The sequence below is a fragment of the Pantoea sp. SM3640 genome (assembly GCF_015654165.1).
GTDB classification, from domain to species: Bacteria; Pseudomonadota; Gammaproteobacteria; order Enterobacterales; family Enterobacteriaceae; genus Pantoea; species Pantoea vagans.
This window is the reverse complement of the sequence record NZ_CP064872.1, coordinates 2,257,531-2,275,053: the sequence shown is the minus strand read 5'-3', so window position 1 is coordinate 2,275,053 and position 17,523 is coordinate 2,257,531. Positions and strand designations below refer to the sequence as shown.

The 17,523-nt window shown below is 55.3% G+C and carries 23 protein-coding genes; 13 read left to right on the top strand and 10 right to left on the bottom strand.

The genetic code is table 11. From position 1 onward, the window contains the following. Nucleotides 1-52: 52 nt before the first annotated feature. The 4 genes from icd to IV493_RS10555 all read left to right on the top strand — a co-directional run bounded on the left by icd (nt 53) and on the right by IV493_RS10555 (nt 3,514). Nucleotides 53-1,303, top strand: coding sequence for an NADP-dependent isocitrate dehydrogenase (icd, locus tag IV493_RS10570; RefSeq protein ID WP_033782681.1), 1,251 nt, complete (start codon nt 53-55; stop codon nt 1,301-1,303). 341 nt (nt 1,304-1,644) lie between these two features. Then, on the top strand, nt 1,645-1,842 hold the full coding sequence (locus IV493_RS10565) for a hypothetical protein (RefSeq protein ID WP_013357527.1): 198 nt from the start codon (nt 1,645-1,647) through the stop codon (nt 1,840-1,842). Between the two features lie 163 nt (nt 1,843-2,005). Continuing rightward, the gene (locus IV493_RS10560) at nt 2,006-2,206 is read left to right on the top strand and encodes a hypothetical protein (RefSeq protein ID WP_013357528.1); all 201 of its coding nucleotides are present in this window, start codon (nt 2,006-2,008) and stop codon (nt 2,204-2,206) included. A 297-nt stretch (nt 2,207-2,503) separates the two neighbouring features. Then, nucleotides 2,504-3,514 (top strand): glycosyltransferase family 9 protein, encoded by a 1,011-nt coding sequence (locus IV493_RS10555; protein ID WP_195857120.1) that lies wholly within the window; start codon nt 2,504-2,506, stop codon nt 3,512-3,514. Here the strand turns inward: IV493_RS10555 and IV493_RS10550 are convergent. The 4 genes from IV493_RS10550 to IV493_RS10535 all read right to left on the bottom strand — a co-directional run bounded on the left by IV493_RS10550 (nt 3,508) and on the right by IV493_RS10535 (nt 5,836). Then, nucleotides 3,508-3,837: a DUF1493 family protein gene (locus IV493_RS10550; RefSeq protein ID WP_033782756.1), complete on the bottom strand. Its 330-nt coding sequence runs from the start codon at nt 3,835-3,837 to the stop codon at nt 3,508-3,510. The genes IV493_RS10555 and IV493_RS10550 overlap by 7 nt on opposite strands. Continuing rightward, entirely contained in the window at nt 3,837-4,898 is a 1,062-nt protein-coding gene (locus IV493_RS10545; RefSeq protein WP_195857119.1) for a glycosyltransferase family 9 protein, read from the bottom strand. Before IV493_RS10545 ends, IV493_RS10550 begins: the two co-directional genes overlap by 1 nt. 355 nt (nt 4,899-5,253) lie before the next feature. After that, nucleotides 5,254-5,424, bottom strand: coding sequence for a hypothetical protein (locus IV493_RS10540; RefSeq protein ID WP_013357533.1), 171 nt, complete (start codon nt 5,422-5,424; stop codon nt 5,254-5,256). 163 nt (nt 5,425-5,587) lie between these two features. Then, complete coding sequence (locus IV493_RS10535; protein ID WP_013357534.1) at nt 5,588-5,836, bottom strand: YqjD family protein; 249 nt, start codon at nt 5,834-5,836, stop codon at nt 5,588-5,590. Between the two features lie 180 nt (nt 5,837-6,016). Here IV493_RS10535 and IV493_RS10530 point away from each other — a divergent pair, with 180 nt between their 5' ends. After that, nucleotides 6,017-6,229, top strand: a complete 213-nt coding sequence (locus IV493_RS10530) for a DUF2767 family protein (protein ID WP_013357535.1) — start codon at nt 6,017-6,019, stop codon at nt 6,227-6,229. 19 nt (nt 6,230-6,248) lie between these two features. On the opposite strand, the gene IV493_RS10525 is transcribed toward IV493_RS10530, so the two are convergent. From IV493_RS10525 to IV493_RS10515, 3 genes are all read right to left on the bottom strand, one after another. Then, entirely contained in the window at nt 6,249-7,259 is a 1,011-nt protein-coding gene (locus tag IV493_RS10525) for a Ppx/GppA phosphatase family protein (protein ID WP_147788324.1), read from the bottom strand. A gap of 23 nt (nt 7,260-7,282) precedes the next feature. Further along, on the bottom strand, nt 7,283-7,840 hold the full coding sequence (locus IV493_RS10520; RefSeq protein ID WP_013357537.1) for a hypothetical protein: 558 nt from the start codon (nt 7,838-7,840) through the stop codon (nt 7,283-7,285). Between the two features lie 61 nt (nt 7,841-7,901). Further along, nucleotides 7,902-8,231: a hypothetical protein gene (locus IV493_RS10515; RefSeq protein ID WP_135909192.1), complete on the bottom strand. Its 330-nt coding sequence runs from the start codon at nt 8,229-8,231 to the stop codon at nt 7,902-7,904. Between the two features lie 214 nt (nt 8,232-8,445). On the opposite strand from IV493_RS10515, the gene IV493_RS10510 reads away from it, so the two are divergent. The 3 genes from IV493_RS10510 (at nt 8,446) to IV493_RS10500 (ending at nt 9,623) form a co-directional block, all read left to right on the top strand. Then, complete coding sequence (locus tag IV493_RS10510) at nt 8,446-8,625, top strand: hypothetical protein (RefSeq protein WP_013357539.1); 180 nt, start codon at nt 8,446-8,448, stop codon at nt 8,623-8,625. A gap of 186 nt (nt 8,626-8,811) precedes the next feature. Further along, a complete protein-coding gene (locus IV493_RS10505) occupies nt 8,812-9,195 on the top strand; it encodes a hypothetical protein (protein ID WP_095707355.1) in 384 nt (127 codons plus the stop codon). Nucleotides 9,196-9,209: 14 nt separating this feature from the next. Next, the gene (locus IV493_RS10500) at nt 9,210-9,623 is read left to right on the top strand and encodes an N-acetyltransferase (RefSeq protein ID WP_195857118.1); all 414 of its coding nucleotides are present in this window, start codon (nt 9,210-9,212) and stop codon (nt 9,621-9,623) included. Here IV493_RS10500 and IV493_RS10495 read toward each other — a convergent pair whose 3' ends face one another. Both IV493_RS10495 and ldcA read right to left on the bottom strand, forming a co-directional pair. After that, nucleotides 9,624-10,286, bottom strand: a complete 663-nt coding sequence (locus tag IV493_RS10495) for an MBL fold metallo-hydrolase (RefSeq protein WP_033782762.1) — start codon at nt 10,284-10,286, stop codon at nt 9,624-9,626. A 22-nt stretch (nt 10,287-10,308) separates the two neighbouring features. Then, nucleotides 10,309-11,232 (bottom strand): muramoyltetrapeptide carboxypeptidase, encoded by a 924-nt coding sequence (gene ldcA, locus IV493_RS10490; protein WP_195858175.1) that lies wholly within the window; start codon nt 11,230-11,232, stop codon nt 10,309-10,311. 166 nt (nt 11,233-11,398) lie between these two features. On the opposite strand from ldcA, the gene emtA reads away from it, so the two are divergent. Next, a complete protein-coding gene (emtA, locus tag IV493_RS10485) occupies nt 11,399-12,028 on the top strand; it encodes a membrane-bound lytic murein transglycosylase EmtA (protein WP_081093833.1) in 630 nt (209 codons plus the stop codon). A 10-nt stretch (nt 12,029-12,038) separates the two neighbouring features. On the opposite strand, the gene IV493_RS10480 is transcribed toward emtA, so the two are convergent. Then, a complete protein-coding gene (locus IV493_RS10480; protein WP_195857117.1) occupies nt 12,039-12,995 on the bottom strand; it encodes a sugar-binding transcriptional regulator in 957 nt (318 codons plus the stop codon). Between the two features lie 183 nt (nt 12,996-13,178). Between IV493_RS10480 and IV493_RS10475 the strand changes: the two genes are divergently transcribed. From IV493_RS10475 to IV493_RS10460, 4 genes are read left to right on the top strand one after another with little or no spacing between them, the layout of a single operon-like run. Then, nucleotides 13,179-14,120: a D-ribose ABC transporter substrate-binding protein gene (locus IV493_RS10475; RefSeq protein WP_195857116.1), complete on the top strand. Its 942-nt coding sequence runs from the start codon at nt 13,179-13,181 to the stop codon at nt 14,118-14,120. Nucleotides 14,121-14,122: 2 nt separating this feature from the next. Next, on the top strand, nt 14,123-14,722 hold the full coding sequence (locus IV493_RS10470; RefSeq protein ID WP_195857115.1) for a DUF2291 family protein: 600 nt from the start codon (nt 14,123-14,125) through the stop codon (nt 14,720-14,722). Beyond that, nucleotides 14,722-16,236: a sugar ABC transporter ATP-binding protein gene (locus IV493_RS10465; protein WP_195857114.1), complete on the top strand. Its 1,515-nt coding sequence runs from the start codon at nt 14,722-14,724 to the stop codon at nt 16,234-16,236. Before IV493_RS10470 ends, IV493_RS10465 begins: the two co-directional genes overlap by 1 nt. A gap of 2 nt (nt 16,237-16,238) precedes the next feature. Next, nucleotides 16,239-17,345 carry an ABC transporter permease gene (locus tag IV493_RS10460; protein WP_195857113.1) on the top strand — a complete coding sequence of 369 codons (1,107 nt, stop codon included), beginning with the start codon at nt 16,239-16,241 and terminating at the stop codon, nt 17,343-17,345. Nucleotides 17,346-17,523: the final 178 nt, after the last annotated feature.

Sequence of the window (17,523 nt, the reverse complement as noted above, 5' to 3'; positions counted from 1 at the left end):
GTAGTATTGACGCGCATCTTACAAATCATTAACAAACGCCCAGGAGAGGTTAATGGAAAGCAAAGTAGTAGTTCCGGCGGAAGGTCAGAAAATCACCCTGAATCAGGGCAAGCTTACAGTGCCAAACAATCCGGTCATTCCTTACATTGAGGGTGACGGTATCGGTGTTGATGTTTCCCCGGTGATGCTGAAAGTCGTCGACGCGGCGGTGAAGAAAGCCTACAACGGCGAGCGTAAAATCTCCTGGATGGAGATTTACACCGGTGAGAAGTCAGTTGAACTCTACGGTCAGGACGTCTGGCTGCCACAGGAAACGCTCGATTTAATCAAAGAATATCGTGTGGCTATCAAAGGCCCACTGACCACTCCGGTCGGCGGCGGTATTCGTTCACTGAACGTAGCACTGCGTCAGGAGCTTGACCTCTACGTCTGCCTGCGTCCGGTACGTTACTACAAAGGCACGCCAAGCCCGGTTAAACGCCCTGAAGAGACCGACATGGTGATCTTCCGTGAAAACTCCGAAGATATCTATGCGGGTATCGAGTGGAAAGCGGGCTCTGCCGAAGCGGACAAAGTGATCAAGTTCCTGCGCGAAGAGATGGGCGTGAAGAAAATTCGCTTCCCTGAGCAGTGTGGTATCGGCGTTAAGCCGTGTTCAGAAGCGGGTACCAAACGTCTGGTACGCGCGGCAGTAGAATACACCATCACCAACGATCGTGATTCACTGACCCTGGTTCACAAAGGCAACATCATGAAGTTCACCGAAGGCTCTTTCAAAGACTGGGGATACCAGTTAGTGAAAGACGAGTTCGGCGGCGAACTGATCGACGGCGGCCCGTGGATGAAGTTCAAAAACCCGAACACCGGTAAAGAGATCATCGTTAAAGATGTGATTGCCGATGCGTTCCTGCAACAGATCCTGCTGCGTCCGGCAGAATATGACGTTATCGCCTGTATGAACCTGAACGGTGACTACATCTCTGACGCCCTGGCGGCGCAGGTTGGCGGTATCGGTATCGCACCAGGCGCTAACATCGGTGATGAGTGTGCACTGTTCGAAGCAACCCACGGTACTGCGCCTAAGTATGCCGGTCAGGATAAAGTGAACCCAGGTTCAGTGATTCTGTCAGCAGAAATGATGCTGCGTCACATGGAGTGGTTCGAAGCGGCTGACCTGATTGTTAAAGGTGTTGAAGGCGCTATCGCTAACAAGACCGTGACTTACGATTTCGAACGCCTGATGGATGGCGCTAAGCTGCTGAAATGTTCAGAGTTTGGTGACGCGATCATCGAAAATATGTAATGTCTGCTTAAGCCCACATCGCGTTAAACGCGATGTGGGCTTTTTTATGCCTGCTCTTTCACGCTTTTCCCTTCTCTTCGCATCCTCTCCTCAGTCATAACGTCTTCAGCATTGATGCTCTTACTAAGGCAATTAACAGGTGTTCAGTATCCTCTTCAACGTATGAATGAATGACTTTTCATTATCAACATCCTGATAAATTCTTACCTGCGACTGAATATTTTAATATTTCTGCAAATTGCATTATCTGATGCCACTACAAAAGAAACTGTGAACGCAAAACTGGCATCTGTTTGTGACTGAATATCGTTACTGTAATACCTCACTCATAAGGAGGATTTATGGACGCTAATTATACAAAAGACGCGATTTATATCTGTCGCCTGATGTTTGGGCAGGCTGTGCTGGAATTATTAGCAGATAATCAGCCGGTCACTAACCGCGCTCTGGAAGCAAAAATAAAGGTGATGTTACCTGATGCGCAGCCTGCGCTGATTTACAATGTCGCTCTTGATCTGTTAAATGAAACGCTAAGTTAATCTTCTGCCTGTCTGATAAGCGCCCGGCATTCAATATGTCGGGCCTGGCTATCAGCACGTGACAGCTGATTCATTTTTGTAACGCGTGCCGCAAAAAAAAGAGTTGAACAGGATCCCGTTGTCACAGAGGTGTACGCTTCTGCGAATACACAGGGAGAATATTATGGACGATGAAGCTTTAAGTGATGCGATTGCGGCATGCCGACTACTATTTGGTCAGGCTGTTATGGAAATTGTGGCTGAGGATAAGCTGGTAACCCGCGAAGCCATTACTGAAAAAATTCATCAAATGTTTACCGGTATTGAGCCTGAACCTGTTATGAGACTGGCTATCAACCTGCTGTCAAATAACGTCCACTGCTGATACCGCTGAATGCAGTGATGACACTGGCCGCCGTAGGTGGCCTTTTATCTCTTCCTCACGCTGACGCCCCGCGCAAGTTTTTCTTAATCATTCACCCGGCTAATGAGCCCGGCATAACGCTTGCCTGAAAAGCGCCCATCGCCTTTCAACAACATGGCGATCATTGAACCAACCTCGATCTGCGCTGACTAATTTGCTGACTTATGCCGTTACGTTAACGCTTCAGAGACGTTAATTGTGCGAGTCTCACTTTTATTCAGCCAGAACGGCGTAGCCAGTGCGCAGAGGATGTCAGACATGCGGGTTTTAATTATTTGTCGGGATAATATTGGCGATACCTTGCTGACCACGCCACTCATCAGTGCGCTGGCGCAGTCGGGCCAGTATCAGGTCGATGTACTGACCAACAACTACGCTGCGCCCGTGTTGCAGCATAATCACGATATCCGGCAGCTCTTCTATTACACCAAGTTGCATCACCGTGAGGCAGGGCAGGGACGACTGGCCTGTGTGTTACAGCGACTGAAGCTGATGCTGAATCTGAAAAAGCAGCGTTACGACATAGTGATTCTGGCCAAAAGCCGCTGGGATCAGCATGGCCTGAAGTGGGTTAAAATCGTGCGTCCCGCCAGAGTGATCGCGCTGGGGCAGCAGCCGCATCCGCTGATCAGCGATTTACTGCCGCCGCCCGGCCAGTCACCCTGTCATATCAGCGAAACCCTGTTTAGCCTGGGACGGGATTTGCGTCTCAGCGCCACCGCGCCAGGCAAACTGACGCTGCGGCCGGATGCGGCTATAGCGGCCAGCCTGCGAGACACCTGCGCGATTGATTCCACTCTTCCGGTCTATGCACTCCAGATCAGCGCCCGCAAGCCGAGCCAGCAGTGGGACGCCGCCCGATTTGCCGGGCTGGCGGAGAAAATTTCGGCGCATCATCCCTGCCAGATCATGCTGCTCTGGTCACCTGGCAGCCGCGATAATCCGCGTCATCCGGGGGATGATGAAAAAGCGCGTGAAATCATGGCGCTCTGCCCGCACCTGCCGATAAAGGCGGTGGCGACTACCAGCCTGCCGCAGCTGATTGCGGCTATGTCGTTATGTCAGGGGCTGGTGAGCAGTGATGGCGGGGCAATGCACATCGGTGCCGCACTGGGCTTACCGGTGGTGGCGCTGTTTGGTGACAGCGATCCGGCGTGCTGGCATCCGTGGCAGGTTAACTATCAGGTGCTGCAACCGGCGTCACGTGAGGTCAACGCGCTGAGCAGCCGCGAGGTTTATGACGCCTTCGCCCAAACGATTATTCAGTAATCTGCTTCAGGCCAGCGTCCACGGCTGGCCGCTTCACAAAGCATCGCGATCGTTACGGGAGAATATCCGCCAGATGTAAACCACTTCATCGGTGTCATATGCCGCGGGTGCGCCGCCGGAAAATAGCGGGCATCATCATAATGCTCAGAGCAGACGTTGAACGTGGCAAAAAAATCATTCATCAGAATCGCGAACTCCACCTCATTCAGCGGCAGCTGCTGCAGATGAAAACCCGCCCGATCCACTTTCCGGAACCGGCCCAGGGCGGTTGGCTGATTGTGGTATTCAATCAGCGCAATAATAGCGTGAGAGAGATCGTTCATTACCCCACCAGTTTGGCCACGGCCTGCTCGACTTCTTCGGCCTTAATCGACGCCATCGGATGCTGTGACGCCGTTTTATCCGGGCGATGAATAACAATATGGCGATCGCTGTCCTGGCAGGGGCCGGTATAGCGTGGATTGGCGGTAGAGAACAGGCTGACCGTTGGCGTCTGTGCCGCCACCGCGATGTGCAGTGGGCCGGTATCGCCGGTGACCAGCAGGTCCAGCGTGCGGATCAGGGTAATGAGGCCGCTGAGATTCGTTTTGCCTGCCATTGGCGTCACACGCTTACGGCAGTGCGGCGGCAGGCTTTCGATAAATTGTTTCTCAAGAGACTGCTCAGCAGCTGTACCGGTGACAATAATTTCAGCGTCAGGCCAGCGTTCGAGCAACGCGGTCGCCAGCTGGCTGAATGAAGCCAGCGGCCAGCGGCGAATATCTTTAGATGCGCCTAACTGAAAACCGATACGGCGATGGCTGGCTGTTGCAGCAGGGCGGCTATTTACCTCGGGCAGATGCATCCGGGTCTGCTCTGTCTCTGCGCCCAGCGCTTCGATCAGCTTCAGCTTGCGCTTGATGGTGTGATCGTCGAAATAGCCTGAATAGTGATCAAGATATTTATTCAGCACCGGGGATTCGCTGCCGTAATGATCGCGCACAATCGCCTTACTGCCAGTCAGTACTGAGCTCATAATATCGTAGGGAAAATGGGCGTGTAATATCACTGACAAATCCGGTTTCTGGCGACGCAGTTTGAAAAATAGCGGCAGGAAATTAGCCACTTTGTTATCCCAGATATAGATCTTATCGAACCAGTTATAACGGCTGACCAGGTCCTTATTTTTCTTACTGGAAACAAGAATAAATTTGCTGGTGGGAAAGCGATTCTTCAGGCTCCAGATAGCGGGTGTATTCATCAGAAAATCGCCCAGTGCCGTAGTGGAATAAATCACTACCGTGCCGGGTGTCAGCGCCTGCAGGGCCTGCGGTTTTGTTCTGCCTGAAAATCGAGAATAAAGCGTTAAAAGTCGGTCTATCAGATAAATCTTTTTTTTCTTCACGTCTGAATTCTCTTGAACGTATCAATAATATTAAACAAAAGGTGTTGTGCATTATTAGAGAATATTCTTACGTCTAAAGTTCAGCAGGGGGAAATCTTTTTTATTGGTCGTAGAATATTTGTTTAAACTTTTTCCACAATTTTAGTGTTGTTTATTCAGGGTATATATACAGAATTGTGTAAAAGAGGTAGGCAATTTTCGAAAAGAGTTGGGATGATTCTTATAATAAGAATAATATTTCAGGATTTTTTAATCCCGCCCTTAATTACTAGCAGGTTAACTATTAGCAAATTTATTTTACGGGAGCTATTGAATATAAAAAAACAAACCCCGGCATGCGTGCCGGGGCAGGGTATTACGACTGAGGCTGACCCACCGGGCCTGATCCCAGGGTGCCGCCCGGAGAAGACTGGCCACTTGGCGCATGGGGACGGCCATCTTCTTTAATGGCGTCGCTCTTATGCGAGCAGCCCGCCAGAGAGGTTAAGGTCGCTGCCACCAGCAGCAAAGCAGGAATCGTTTTCATGAGGTCACCTTGATGTTGTCAGAAAGAGAACGTAATTAAGACTGGAGACTCACCGTGCGCTGGCCTGTGAAGGCTTATCATTCAGATGTTTCTCAGCATACGGTCAGCTACAGCCAAAAAAAACGGAAGCCAGTGGCTCCCGTTCTGTTGACGTGTGGCGGTATTACTTGCGACCCAGCAGGAAGCCGATAAATACGCCAACGCCTGCAGCAATGGCCAGACCTGCAGCAGGATTGGACTGAACCTGATCGCGAATGGTCTCAGCTGCATCACGTGCAGCATAGCTTGCCTGGTTGGTGTAACGACGCGCTGCGCCCTTAGCCTGATGCTCGGATGAACCGGTTGCAGCACCCCATTGTTCCTGAACTGCGCCAGCGGCTTCTTTTACTTTATCTTCGATTTTTCCTGACATTTAAATGCTCCTTGGTTTTGAGTAAGACTCTCAAAGCGTAGCAAAGATAGAGAGTTCTGCTCCGCCAGCGCCCGATAAGGCGTTAAAAAATCATTTCTGGCTGTTAATAGCGCTGCGTTTGCGGGCCAGCCATTTCCTGTCTAGCCTTTTGAGAAGAGAGTCACAGCCGGAGGAGAAACGATGAAACGTGATGCACTGAATGATGATGACTATGATGAAGTCTGCCGCGTTATTGGCGATGCAGTCATTGTGCTGATGGAGCGCGGTCATGATACCCGGCGTGGCGAAATCTATGACCTGCTTAAACGAACCCGGCAGCAGCGCGCCCACAGTGAACGGGATGAGCAGCGAATGCTGGATCACGCTATCCGGCTGGTTAAGCCCGACGTTTAGCGAATGTGGAAGCGTTGCGCTACTGCAGCAGCACGCCCTGAATCAGGCTGGCTTCAACAATCTCCACCTCATTGATTTTCAGCGCCTGCATATATCCTTCCACCAGTAACAGATTACTCACGTCCGTGGCGCGATAGTCGCCAGACAGCTCACTGTCGCCTTTCCAGACCTGCTGCTGCGAGAGCTGGCTCAGGGTCGCCAGCGTATAGTGGTCGGGTTTGCCCGGTAACTGATTGCGAATCGAAAAACCGTGCACGCCCCCGATGCCAATTACCCGACGACCGGCCACATCCTGTTTGATCTGCGGGCTGACTTCGTTAGTCGCATAAAACTGCACAAAGCGCAGCACCGACTGCCGCCAGGAACCAATGGGATTGGGGGATTCCGCCTTCGGGCTGTTCTTGAGCACCGTCAGAATAAAGTTTTTCAGCGTCACCGAAGCCAGTCTGCCCTGATAGATATCTGCTACCGGCTTGCCCGCCTGCTGCCGCCATGCAGTCATCTGCATTGACCCGCCGCCAATATCCCAGACCAGTAACTGCTCATCCCGGACCATTGGATCTTTAAGCGCGGCTCTGGCAGAGAGAAAGCCAAGCGTCGCCTCCTGCTGCTGCGAAATAATGCTGATTTGCGCACCGCTCTGGCGCTGCAACTGTTCAATGACGGCCTGACCGTTGCTGGCGTTGCGAAACACCGCCGTCGCCACGCCGCTGATTCGCTGCGGATGAAAGCGCTGTGCGTGCGCCACCAGTTGCTGCAGTGCGGCGGCACCTTCATGAGTTACTGACGGACTCAGCTGGTTATCCGCTGAATGGGCTAATGCGTCGTTCCAGGCCACGGCGCGCTGATCCTGATACAGCACTTTTTCGATGCGCTGCTGGCAGACATTGACGCGCGCCACCGCAATTTTGGTGGTACCGGAACCGATATCCAGACCGGCGCGGATTTGCTGGCAGCGATCGGCCTGGGCCGATGCGACAAAAAACAGCGAGCAGAACAGCGTAAAAACAGACAGCGCAGCAGGACGCATAGCGACTCCGGGGGCAGAGGGGATCAGAGTGAACGGGTGGCGATGCAGGTCGGGTAGACGCTCACCAGGAAATGACGCAGATGGTCAAAGCACCATTCGGCGTCATCAGCCTGCGGACAATAGAACTGGATGGTAATTTTTTCGTAATCGCGCTGACGCTGACGCAGCGGCGACCAGCTCCAGTCGAGCACTGAACGGGCATAGTTAACCAGTGTCCCGGCGGGCAGCTGATGTTGCTGCTCCTGTCCGGTCAGGTAACGATGAAAGCTCGCTTCCAGTTGCAGGGCTTCCTCAAAGTCGTGCTGCGGCAGGTCAGGACGAAAAGCCACATCGATAAAACCACAGACCGCCTTTTCCTGCTGCTGCCAGTCACAGGCCAGGGTCATAAACAATCCCTCCTGCAGGTTAACCTCCTCGACCAGTCGCCGCAGATTCGCTGAGCGATTCAGCACGACGATCTCTTCAAGGCGACCGGTTTCCAGCGTCAGATCAAAGCCACAGGGATTAACCGAGCCATCTGCATTGCGCGTAGCGGGGAAGGGGAAGTCGATATAACCGTTGTTATCCAGACGCTTTTCCATCGGGGAGCCCTGCTGCTTGACGTTTCCTGACAATAAACCATCTGGCAACAGGATTCATCCCTTATGGACAGGTCCAGGTAATTTGGGTGTCCTGGTAAGGATTAATCAGGCGGAACTGCTTATCTGACAGGCGCTGCGCATAGTAGCCTTCACGCGTTACAGCGGAGGGGACATATTTAAACCGATCCAGCGACTGCAGCGGGCCACTGTTTACGCTGACATTGTCCCGTGTCACGGTGAAGCTGTTAACCAGGTCAAAAATCACGCCCTGAGTCTGTCCCATCGACTGACCATAAATTGTCGAGACCTCACCCGGACATTCCACCCCTTTCGGGCCAGATGAACATCCAGTCATCATCGCGATGAGGATTAAAATGCTGAGTCGCATCATGATTTTCTACCTGCTTCGTTCCCTGGGAGTATTGTGGCGCAGAGTCTATCCTGTTGCACCACCAATCACTTAATTATAGCAGTTTCCGCTACGCTTCCTGTTTGTGATTTGTTTAATCGTTAAGCAACAGGAATGTAAAGGGGTGACTTTGCTTATCAATAAACGTTATTCTTGGCTCCTTTGCGCACCACTTAGGCAAATCCAGGGATAAATGATGAAAGAAGAAGAAGCAAGTCTAATGATTATTCGCCACGCGATTGACGAGCTGGAAGCCGATAAGAAGCAACAGGTGCTCGCCTGCTCAGCGAATATTCGTGCAGCCATGCAGGCTTATGATAGCGAAAATGCCGGGCTGGCGCTGATGTTAGTGGCCGCCGAGGTGGCAGCCGAATAGTCACTATCCGGCCAGACAGGCACGCTGTCAGACTGGCCGGATTACTTTATCTTTTCTCAACTTTCAGGTTTTTTCGCACACCGATTCCACCTTTTAATGGTCTCAGTCACGCTCGCCTCACGTCTCTCCTCTGGTTTTTATATGTTAAACTAAGAAAATTCTCAATGAAATCAGTGGAGACACAGCATGAAGGCAGCGTTAATTGCCCTGGGCCTGCTGGCCTGTCACATCGCACCCGCCTGGAGTGAAACCGAATATCAGCTTAACTGTCCCGGCCGGCCGACTATGACGGTTTCGCGTGCCGAATATGGTTTAACCACCCTGATGTGGCCGGATAATCACTTCCAGATTGCCGCCGGTCAGCAGCGAACCCGCTTAGAAGCGGGCGATCAGGTGGCGATTACCCGCTTTCGCAATGGCGATCAGCTGATTGTGAACCAGCGCAGCCAGGCAACCTTCTTTGTTTACCGCGACAGCGATAAACTGCTGCCCTGCAGCCGCAGCGAAAAACGCGATGTCGATGCGCTGACCCTGGAGCGCTACGACGATCGTCAGCGTTCCGACAGTTAACCCCGGGAGCCACTATGCAACCTGAGATTACCGACAACGTTACCGCGCAGGATCTGGATGAGGTCAGGCTGGGCCTCAATGCCTTCAACAGCAAATTTATTGATGTGAATACGATCAGGTCAATTGGGGTGTTTATCCGTGATGAGCAGGGCAAAAAGCTGGCCGGGCTGACCGGCTCAACTACCGGTCACTGGCTGCGGATTGATATGCTCTGGGTGAGTGAGGCGCTACGCGGGCAGGGGGCAGGGAGTAAGCTGATACAGGCTGCCGAGCAGGAGGCGCGGGATCGCGGCTGCCGTTATGCACAGGTGGATACCGCCAGTTTTCAGGCGCGGCCGTTTTATGAAAAACTTGGCTACACTCTGCGGCTCACGCTGGCGAACTACATAGATGATTATCAGCGGCACTATCTGACCAAAGAACTGTAATCAGAACAGCGGATTTTCCCGCAGATCCAGAGGATGCTGTTCAGCTTCATCAATGGCAGCCAGCCAGCTTTGCAGCGTCACTTTTTTCCAGGAAAGATGCCCGCGCGTGGTGCTCATCAGCACCACGTCGGGGCGCAGCGAGCGGTAAAATTCCAGCGTCTGACTCAGCTCAGCCGGATTACTGTCCGGCACCAGCACCGTGATCCAGTTGTCATGAGAACGGGTCACGGTATCGCCGACAAACAGATAGGTCAGCCCCAGCGGCGAGGTATAGAGAAAGCTGCAACTGCCCGGCGTGTGCCCGGGCGTCGGCAGCAGATGGAAATCGCCGAAGTGCGTCTCCGGCTGCGAAAAGGTGTCATCAGGCTCCGCAAAACGGCTGATGGGGCCTAATGAGCGGCTGTGGCAGTAAAGCGCGCTGCTGAAACGCTGCTGGATCACCGCCGCACCAGGCGCGGATTCGTGCCAGTGGGTCAGATAGTGACGGATCACGCCGCCGGTATCGGCAATCACTTCATGATCGAGCGGATTTTCTACGCGGCCAATCAGCAGATTACCGCGCGGGTGACGCAGCATAAAGCCATGCATCATCAGGTCATTAACGGCATCTTCCACCGGGAATTCCGGGGTTGAGATCCACAAATCGTCATACAACGGCTTCAATGTCGATCTCCTGAAACGCTCTCTAATCCCGCAGGACGGGATGCCCGGTCGCCTGCAAATGGGCGTTGCCCTGGCTGACCGCTAATCGTGCGCTGGCACCCAGCGGCAGTGTGACGGTATCAGCGGCATGACCAAAATCTAATCCACAGATCACTGGCAGACCGGTAGTATCACGCACGCGCTGCCAGACGGTACTGAAATCAAACCCATTGTCATAGTCCGACAGGGCCGTGCTGGTGAAGCTGCCGGTGACGATTGCCCGCTGTCGCGCCAGAATGCCGCTCTGCTCCAGCTGAATCAGCATGCGTTCAATGCGGAACGGATGCTCATTCACATCTTCTATCACCAGAATGCCGTTCTCAATCTGCGGCATCCACGGCGTGCCGATCAGCGAGCAGATCATCGCCAGGTTTCCGCCCCACAGCGTACCCTGCCAGTCGCCCTGGTCTGGGGTTTCGCTCTGCCATTTCACCTCTACTGTAGGTGATGTCAGTGCCTGCCAGAAGTGGTGCAGGGTAAATTCAGATAAGGTCGCGGCACCGAAGTTACCTGCCAGCATCGGTGCACTGAAGGTAATCAGGCCAACCTGTGCCAGCAGCGCCAGCTGAATCGCGGTGAAGTCGCTGTGGCCGCACAGCGCCAGCGGCTGATTCAGCAGGCGGCGTTGCAGGCCAACATAGTCGATGGATGCCAGTAACCGGCTGGCTCCGTAACCGCCGCGCACCGCCAGCACCACGTCGGGCAGCGTAGTGAGGCTGGCAAGCTGGTTGATATCCGCAAGGCGTTCCGCGTCGGTGCCGGAGAAGCGCTGAAAACGGCGGGTGATCACCTGCTCGTTCTCCACCTGATGGCCCGCCGCGCGCAGTCGTGCAATGCCCTGCAGCGCCGCAGGCTGATTATGACAGTAACCGGAGGGGGAGATAAGACGAACTGAACGTGAAATCATCATACTTTCCTGCTGTTAGCGCTCATGACTGACGGCGATGATGGCGAAAAGCCCCGCTGAAGTCACGGTGCACGCCGCATAATCGTGTATTTAGGATAAACGGTAATTTTGCTCTCAGGCTGCCTGGGTATGATAGCATTCGCCACAACCGCGATGAGACGAAAAATTGCTGAAAATCCGACACCTTATACTCTCGGCTTTACTCCTGACTGGCTGTGCCAGCGAGCCACCGCACCATGCCGTTAAGCAGCGCAACACGCCGTTAACGCAGGCACCGCCTTCCAGCGTCAATGGAACCTGGGCCATGTTTACCGAAGATGCCGCCAGTCATTATGGCGTTGATGAGAAGTTGATCAGCGCCATTATCAGTGTCGAATCGGGTGGAAATCCGGGCGTAGTGAGCCGTTCCAATGCGGTAGGGCTGATGCAGATTAAAGCGTCGACTGCGGGGCGCGAAGTCTATCGCACGCTGGGCCGCAGGGGCCAGCCGTCGAATGCCGAGTTGCGCGATCCGGCCAAAAATATTGATATCGGCACCGCCTATATCCGCATCCTGCAGGACTCTGCGCTGTCGGGCATCCGCGATCCGCTGACCCTGCGCTACGCCACCATCGTCTCTTATGCCAACGGTGCCGGTGCGCTGCTGCGAACATTTTCCCGAGACCGCGATCGGGCCATTGCGATGATCAACGCCATGTCACCGGATGAGTTCTATCAGCATGTGCAGAACAGGCATCCGGCGGCGCAGGCGCCGCGCTATCTCTGGAAAGTCACCACCGCTTACCGCACCATCTGACCGGTTTTGACTACGCCTGCGGCGTGAGCAGCAGCCGCGCCGTGGGATAGTCAATAATCAGTACCTTGATATAACCGCCCAATAGCGCACCGCGAATCGCCTGCGCTTTCTCCCGTCCCCCAGCCAGCCCGACGACCTGCGGGCACTGTTTCACCTGCGCCAGCTCCATTCCGATCACCGGATCTTCTTCCGCTTTCAATACCGGCTGGCCGCAGGCGTCAAAATAGTGCAGGCAGATATCACCGACCGCACCGCGTGCCGCCAGCGTCTGCAGCATTTTGCCATCATAGTAGTTGCCAGAATTGCGCAGCAGCGCCGACGGCTCCAGATCGCCGATGCCGACAATCGCCAGATCGACCTGCTCAAATTTACTCAGCACCTCGGCAACCTCGGCATTGGCCGACAGCCGCTGGCGATCGCTGACCGAATGCTCAATCGACTGCGACGGCAGCAGCCAGGCGGGGCAGTTCAGCAGCGCCGCCAGATTCTGGGTCAGAATGGTAGCCTGCACGTTGCCGTTGGCTCCGACGCCGCCCAGCAGCTGGATCACGCCCTTACAGGCGTTGTTGAGCGGATGCAGCGCATCTACCATCGCCCGGATAGTGCCGCTCCACGACGAAATACCAATCAGCTCATCGTTGCGCAGCCGGGTCTCCAGATAGTGAGCGGCCGCCGATCCAATCGCCTGCTTAATCTGCAGTGACGACGCCTGATCCGGCACATCCACCACAATTGCCTGCGGCAGGTTGTAGGTCTGCTCAATCGCCTTTTCCAGTTCCGGATAGACGTTGGCCGGCGGCACCACGCTAATCTTGACCACACCCTCTTTCACGCTGCGATTAAGAATGCGTGAGACAAACGACTGCGATAGGGTCAGCGACTGCGCGATCTCTGACTGCTTCAGCCCTTCGACATAGTAAAGCGTGGCAATCTTCACCATCAGTCGCTGTTCATCCTGTTTTGCCATCGGTTTTTCCCTCTCTGAATCTGCCCGGTATTGTTAACCAGGATGATCAAAATCACAACGCAGGCTAATTTGTGATCGTTTTCGCTTTTTAACGATCGCGCATTGGACGGCGCGTCAGCGCAGGCGCATAGTCATTATGCATATAAAATCGCGTATGAATATATATTCAAGCGGAGAAAGATAATGACTCGTCCTCTGATTAAACTGACCCTGCTGGCTTCGATGTTCGCTTTTTCTGCAACGGCGCTGGCGGCAGAGCAAGGCCTGCTGGCGATTATTACCCCATCCCATGACAACCCGTTTTTCAAAGCCGAGGCAGAAGGCGCGTTAGCCAGAGCCAAAGAGCTGGGTTACGCCACGCTGGTGGCGTCGCACGACGATGACGTTAACAAGCAAAACCAGCTGATTGAGACCGCGATTGCGCGCAAAGCGAAAGCGATCATTCTGGATAACGCCGGCGCGGACGCCACCGTCGGGCCGGTGCAGAAAGCCAAAGATGCCGGTATCCCGACCTTTCTGATTGACCGTGAGATCAACAAAACCGGTATCGCCGTGGCGCAGATCGTCTCCAATAACTATCAGGGCGCGCAGCTGGGTGCAGAGAAATTTGCAAAGTTGCTGGGCGGCAAAGGCGAGTACGTTGAACTGCTGGGCAAGGAGTCTGACACCAACGCGGGCGTGCGGTCGCAGGGCTATCACGACGTGCTGGATGACTACACCGACCTGAAAATGGTGGCGCAGCAGAGCGCTAACTGGAGCCAGACCGAAGCCTTCAGCCGCATGGAAACTCTGCTGCAGAAACACCCCAACATCGTTGGTGTGATCTCCGGTAACGACACCATGGCGCTGGGCGCGGAAGCCGCGCTGAAAGCCGCCGGGAAAACCTCGGTGATCGTGGTGGGCTTTGACGGCAGCGACTACACCCGCGATTCGATCCTCAACAAAGGCAACATCAAAGCGACGGTACTCCAGCCGGGCTGGGATCAGGCGCAGATGGCGGTCACGCAGGCAGACTACTACCTGAAGAACGGCAAAGCGCAGAAACAGGAGAAGCAGCTGATGGACTGTGTGCTGATTGACGACAGCAACGCCGCTAAGCTGAAAAACTTCAACCTGGCGAAATAACCATGAAACGGATACTGGCGGTATTGACCGGTATGGCGCTGCTCAGCGCCTGCACCGTGGTGGATCTGGATGCGGACGGTAACCCGATTCTGCCGAAAGATCCGCACGCGAAACCCAGTTATACCACCCAGACGCCGCAGCAGATTGCGGATGAGACCTGGCAGCCGCGGGTCATGACCACCGCGAACAGCCACGCGCTGAGCTGGGCGGACATGGAGGCGAAAAGTCAGACGGTTAAACCCGGCGGGCGTGAAAGCGTCTTCGTACGGGCCAGCGGGACGGCCAGCGCCCTGGATGAGAGTAATCCGCGTGAACGCACGCTGACGCTGACGCTCAACGGCAAACCGGTGGCAGTCAGCGTCGGGCCGGTGCTGCGCAGCAACGCTATTCGCGACGCCGCCGGGTTCCGTTTCGAGGAGTTTACAAATCAGGTGCAGTACGCCCAGCTGACGCGGGCGCTTAATCGTCATGCGGTGAAGCAGCTGCCGCCACTGGATGCCAGCTGGGTCAACCAGCCGGTACAGGCGCTGCTGGCGGTGAGCATCGGTCACAACAGCGTTGTAGAGGTGGTGGCGGTTGAGCTGAAGCGGGGGACGCCCTGATGAACGATGAGATCATTCTGCGGGCCGAACAGATATCGATACTGTTTCCCGGCACGCTGGCGCTGGATCGCGTCGACTACCGGGTCTGGCGCGGCAAAGTTAACGTCATCATCGGTGAAAACGGGGCGGGGAAATCGACCCTGATGAAGATTCTGGCCGGGGTGCAGCAGCCCAGCGCCGGTTCGCTGTTCCTGAATGGCGAGCCGCTGATGCTGAGCAGCACCCGTGACGCCGCCCGGCACGGTATCGGCATGGTGCACCAGGAGCTGAACCTGTTTGAAAACCTCACGGTGGCGGAGAACCTCTTTCTGGGCCGGGAGATCCAGCGCGGCCTGTCACCCATCAATGAGGCGGAGCAGGCACGCCGCACCGCCGCACTGATGGCGCGGCTCGATCAGCCGATTTCCCCCACTGAGCGGGTCGGCAATCTCAAAGTAGGTCAGCAGCAGCTGGTGGAGATCGCCAAAGCGCTGGCGGAAGATGCAGACATTCTGATCCTCGACGAGCCAACCTCCGCGCTGAGCAAAACCGAAGTGGAGATCCTGTTCCGGGTGATCCGCGACCTGACGCAGCAGGGCGTGACCCTCATCTATATCTCCCACCGGCTGGAGGAGCTGATGGCGATTGGTGACGTGATTACCATTCTGCGTGACGGACGTTTCCAGGCGGAAGCCCCGGTCAGCACCATCGATGTACCGTGGATCGTGCGCGAGATGCTGGGCAGTGAGCCGGTCACGACCTTTTTGCCGGATCGGCGTGAATTTGGCGCGCCGGTGCTGGAGGCGCAGCACATTACCTGCGTCAGTCCCAACGGCAATACGCTGGTGGATGACGTCAGTTTTCAGGTGCGGGCCGGCGAAATTGTCGGGATCTACGGACTGATGGGCGCGGGTCGCACCGAACTGTTTGAGTGTCTGCTCGGCAGCCAGCGCCACTATCTCGGCAGGCTGTGGCTCGACAGTAAACCACTGCCAACCCGTCTGCCGACCGCCGATCGCATCCGTATGGGCATGAGCCTGGTGCCGGAGGATCGCAAACGCGCCGGGATTTTCCCGGTCTCATCGGTCGCCAGTAATCTCACCATCGCCAGCCTGTGGCGGCGACTGTCGCACCGCTTTGCCATTGCGCATCAGGCGGAGCAGCAGGCGGTGAACCAGACGGTGGGCAACCTGGCGATCAAAATCTCGTCGCCGGACGTCGCCATCAGTGCACTCAGCGGCGGCAATCAGCAGAAAGTGGTGATTGGCCGTGCGCTGCTGACCAATCCACGTCTGCTGCTGCTGGATGAGCCGAGCCGCGGTATTGACGTCGGGGCCAAAGCCGAGGTGTTTCGCACCATGGTGGCGCTGTCGCAGCAGGGCATCGCCGTGCTGTTCTCCACCTCAGACCTGAAAGAGATTATGGCGGTAGCCGATCGCATCCTGGTGATGTCGGGCGGCAAACTTACGGCTGATCTTCCCCGCGACCAGGCGGAAGAGGCAGCGCTGGTGAAAGCAAGTGCGCAGGGGTTCTGAGCATGAAAAGCAATAACAGCGTCGCGCTGAACACACTTCCGGCTAAAGCGTTCAGTTCACGCGAAAGCATTCTGCTGCTGCTTCTGAAACTGCGCACCTTTATTGCGCTGATTCTGATTGTCGGCTTCTTCGCCATCACCGTGCCGGACTTTCTCGCCACCGGCAGCCTGGTGATCATGGTGAAACATATCGCCATCAACGCCTTTCTGGCGCTGGGCATCACCTTTGTCATTATCACCGCAGGCATTGACCTGTCGATTGGGGCCACCTTAGGGCTATGCGGCATGATCGCCGGCTGGCTGATCACTAAAGGGATTGTGCTGCCGATGTTTGGCATCGCTATCTTTCCCAGCGTCTGGGTCATTGTGCCGGTGGTGCTGTTGGTCGGCGCGCTGATTGGCGCGGGCAACGGCTGGATCATTACCCGCTACAATGTGGCCCCCTTTATCTGCACCCTCGGCACCATGTACATCCTGCGCGGGGCGGCAATGCTTACCTCTGGCGGCGAGACCTTTCCCGGTTTGCAGGGCAATCCGCTACTGGGCAATACCGGTTTCGACAGGATTGGTGCGGGGACGTTTCTCGGGCTGCCGTATGCCATCTGGATGATGGTGCTGCTGGCGCTGGTCATCGCCTATATCGCCCGTCGTCTGCCGTTTGGCCGTCAGGTCTATGCCATCGGCGACAACGAGCGTGCCGCTGAACTGTCGGGGGTGAAAATCCGGCAGGTGAAAATTCTGGTCTACACCCTGTCGGGCTTCTGTGCAGCCATTGCCGGCATCGTGGTCTCATCGCAGCTGGTCGCCAGCCATCCGGCGAACGGCACCGCGTTTGAGATGAACGCGATTGCCGCCGTGGTGCTGGGCGGCACCTCGCTGGCGGGCGGACGCGGCACCATTGTCGGCACGCTGATTGGGGCGTTTGTCATCGGCTTTCTGGCGGATGGCCTGATCATGATGGGTGTCAGCGAATTCTGGCAGATGGTCATTAAGGGCATTGTCATCATCATCGCGGTCATTATCGACCAGACTCAGAGCCGGATGCAGCAGAAGGCGGCGGTGGTGGCACAGAAAGCATTAATCGAGGAGGGCTCACCAGCAAAATCCTAAACGCACTGAGCCAGGCAGGCGGAACTGCTGCATGTTTCTGCTCACGGGGATGGCCTGCACGGGTTAACGGGCAGAGTGGCATACAAAGGGGAGCGCCAGTGTAAGGCACGCCTTTTCTGGCAGAAATTTTTTTAACCGACATGAATATATATTCATAACCGATTTAAAATTCAGAGGT

What these genes read in the sequence shown, in the direction of transcription:
- icd (WP_033782681.1), top strand. Translation starts at nt 53, where the DNA reads ATGGAAAGCAAAGTAGTAGTTCCGGCGGAAGGTCAGAAAATCACCCTG.
- IV493_RS10565 (WP_013357527.1), top strand. Translation starts at nt 1,645, where the DNA reads ATGGACGCTAATTATACAAAAGACGCGATTTATATCTGTCGCCTGATG.
- IV493_RS10560 (WP_013357528.1), top strand. Translation starts at nt 2,006, where the DNA reads ATGGACGATGAAGCTTTAAGTGATGCGATTGCGGCATGCCGACTACTA.
- IV493_RS10555 (WP_195857120.1), top strand. Translation starts at nt 2,504, where the DNA reads ATGCGGGTTTTAATTATTTGTCGGGATAATATTGGCGATACCTTGCTG.
- IV493_RS10550 (WP_033782756.1), bottom strand. Translation starts at nt 3,837, where the DNA reads ATGAACGATCTCTCTCACGCTATTATTGCGCTGATTGAATACCACAAT.
- IV493_RS10540 (WP_013357533.1), bottom strand. Translation starts at nt 5,424, where the DNA reads ATGAAAACGATTCCTGCTTTGCTGCTGGTGGCAGCGACCTTAACCTCT.
- IV493_RS10535 (WP_013357534.1), bottom strand. Translation starts at nt 5,836, where the DNA reads ATGTCAGGAAAAATCGAAGATAAAGTAAAAGAAGCCGCTGGCGCAGTT.
- IV493_RS10530 (WP_013357535.1), top strand. Translation starts at nt 6,017, where the DNA reads ATGAAACGTGATGCACTGAATGATGATGACTATGATGAAGTCTGCCGC.
- IV493_RS10525 (WP_147788324.1), bottom strand. Translation starts at nt 7,259, where the DNA reads ATGCGTCCTGCTGCGCTGTCTGTTTTTACGCTGTTCTGCTCGCTGTTT.
- IV493_RS10520 (WP_013357537.1), bottom strand. Translation starts at nt 7,840, where the DNA reads ATGGAAAAGCGTCTGGATAACAACGGTTATATCGACTTCCCCTTCCCC.
- IV493_RS10515 (WP_135909192.1), bottom strand. Translation starts at nt 8,231, where the DNA reads ATGATGCGACTCAGCATTTTAATCCTCATCGCGATGATGACTGGATGT.
- IV493_RS10510 (WP_013357539.1), top strand. Translation starts at nt 8,446, where the DNA reads ATGAAAGAAGAAGAAGCAAGTCTAATGATTATTCGCCACGCGATTGAC.
- IV493_RS10505 (WP_095707355.1), top strand. Translation starts at nt 8,812, where the DNA reads ATGAAGGCAGCGTTAATTGCCCTGGGCCTGCTGGCCTGTCACATCGCA.
- IV493_RS10500 (WP_195857118.1), top strand. Translation starts at nt 9,210, where the DNA reads ATGCAACCTGAGATTACCGACAACGTTACCGCGCAGGATCTGGATGAG.
- ldcA (WP_195858175.1), bottom strand. Translation starts at nt 11,232, where the DNA reads ATGATTTCACGTTCAGTTCGTCTTATCTCCCCCTCCGGTTACTGTCAT.
- IV493_RS10480 (WP_195857117.1), bottom strand. Translation starts at nt 12,995, where the DNA reads ATGGCAAAACAGGATGAACAGCGACTGATGGTGAAGATTGCCACGCTT.
- IV493_RS10475 (WP_195857116.1), top strand. Translation starts at nt 13,179, where the DNA reads ATGACTCGTCCTCTGATTAAACTGACCCTGCTGGCTTCGATGTTCGCT.
- IV493_RS10470 (WP_195857115.1), top strand. Translation starts at nt 14,123, where the DNA reads ATGAAACGGATACTGGCGGTATTGACCGGTATGGCGCTGCTCAGCGCC.
- IV493_RS10465 (WP_195857114.1), top strand. Translation starts at nt 14,722, where the DNA reads ATGAACGATGAGATCATTCTGCGGGCCGAACAGATATCGATACTGTTT.
- IV493_RS10460 (WP_195857113.1), top strand. Translation starts at nt 16,239, where the DNA reads ATGAAAAGCAATAACAGCGTCGCGCTGAACACACTTCCGGCTAAAGCG.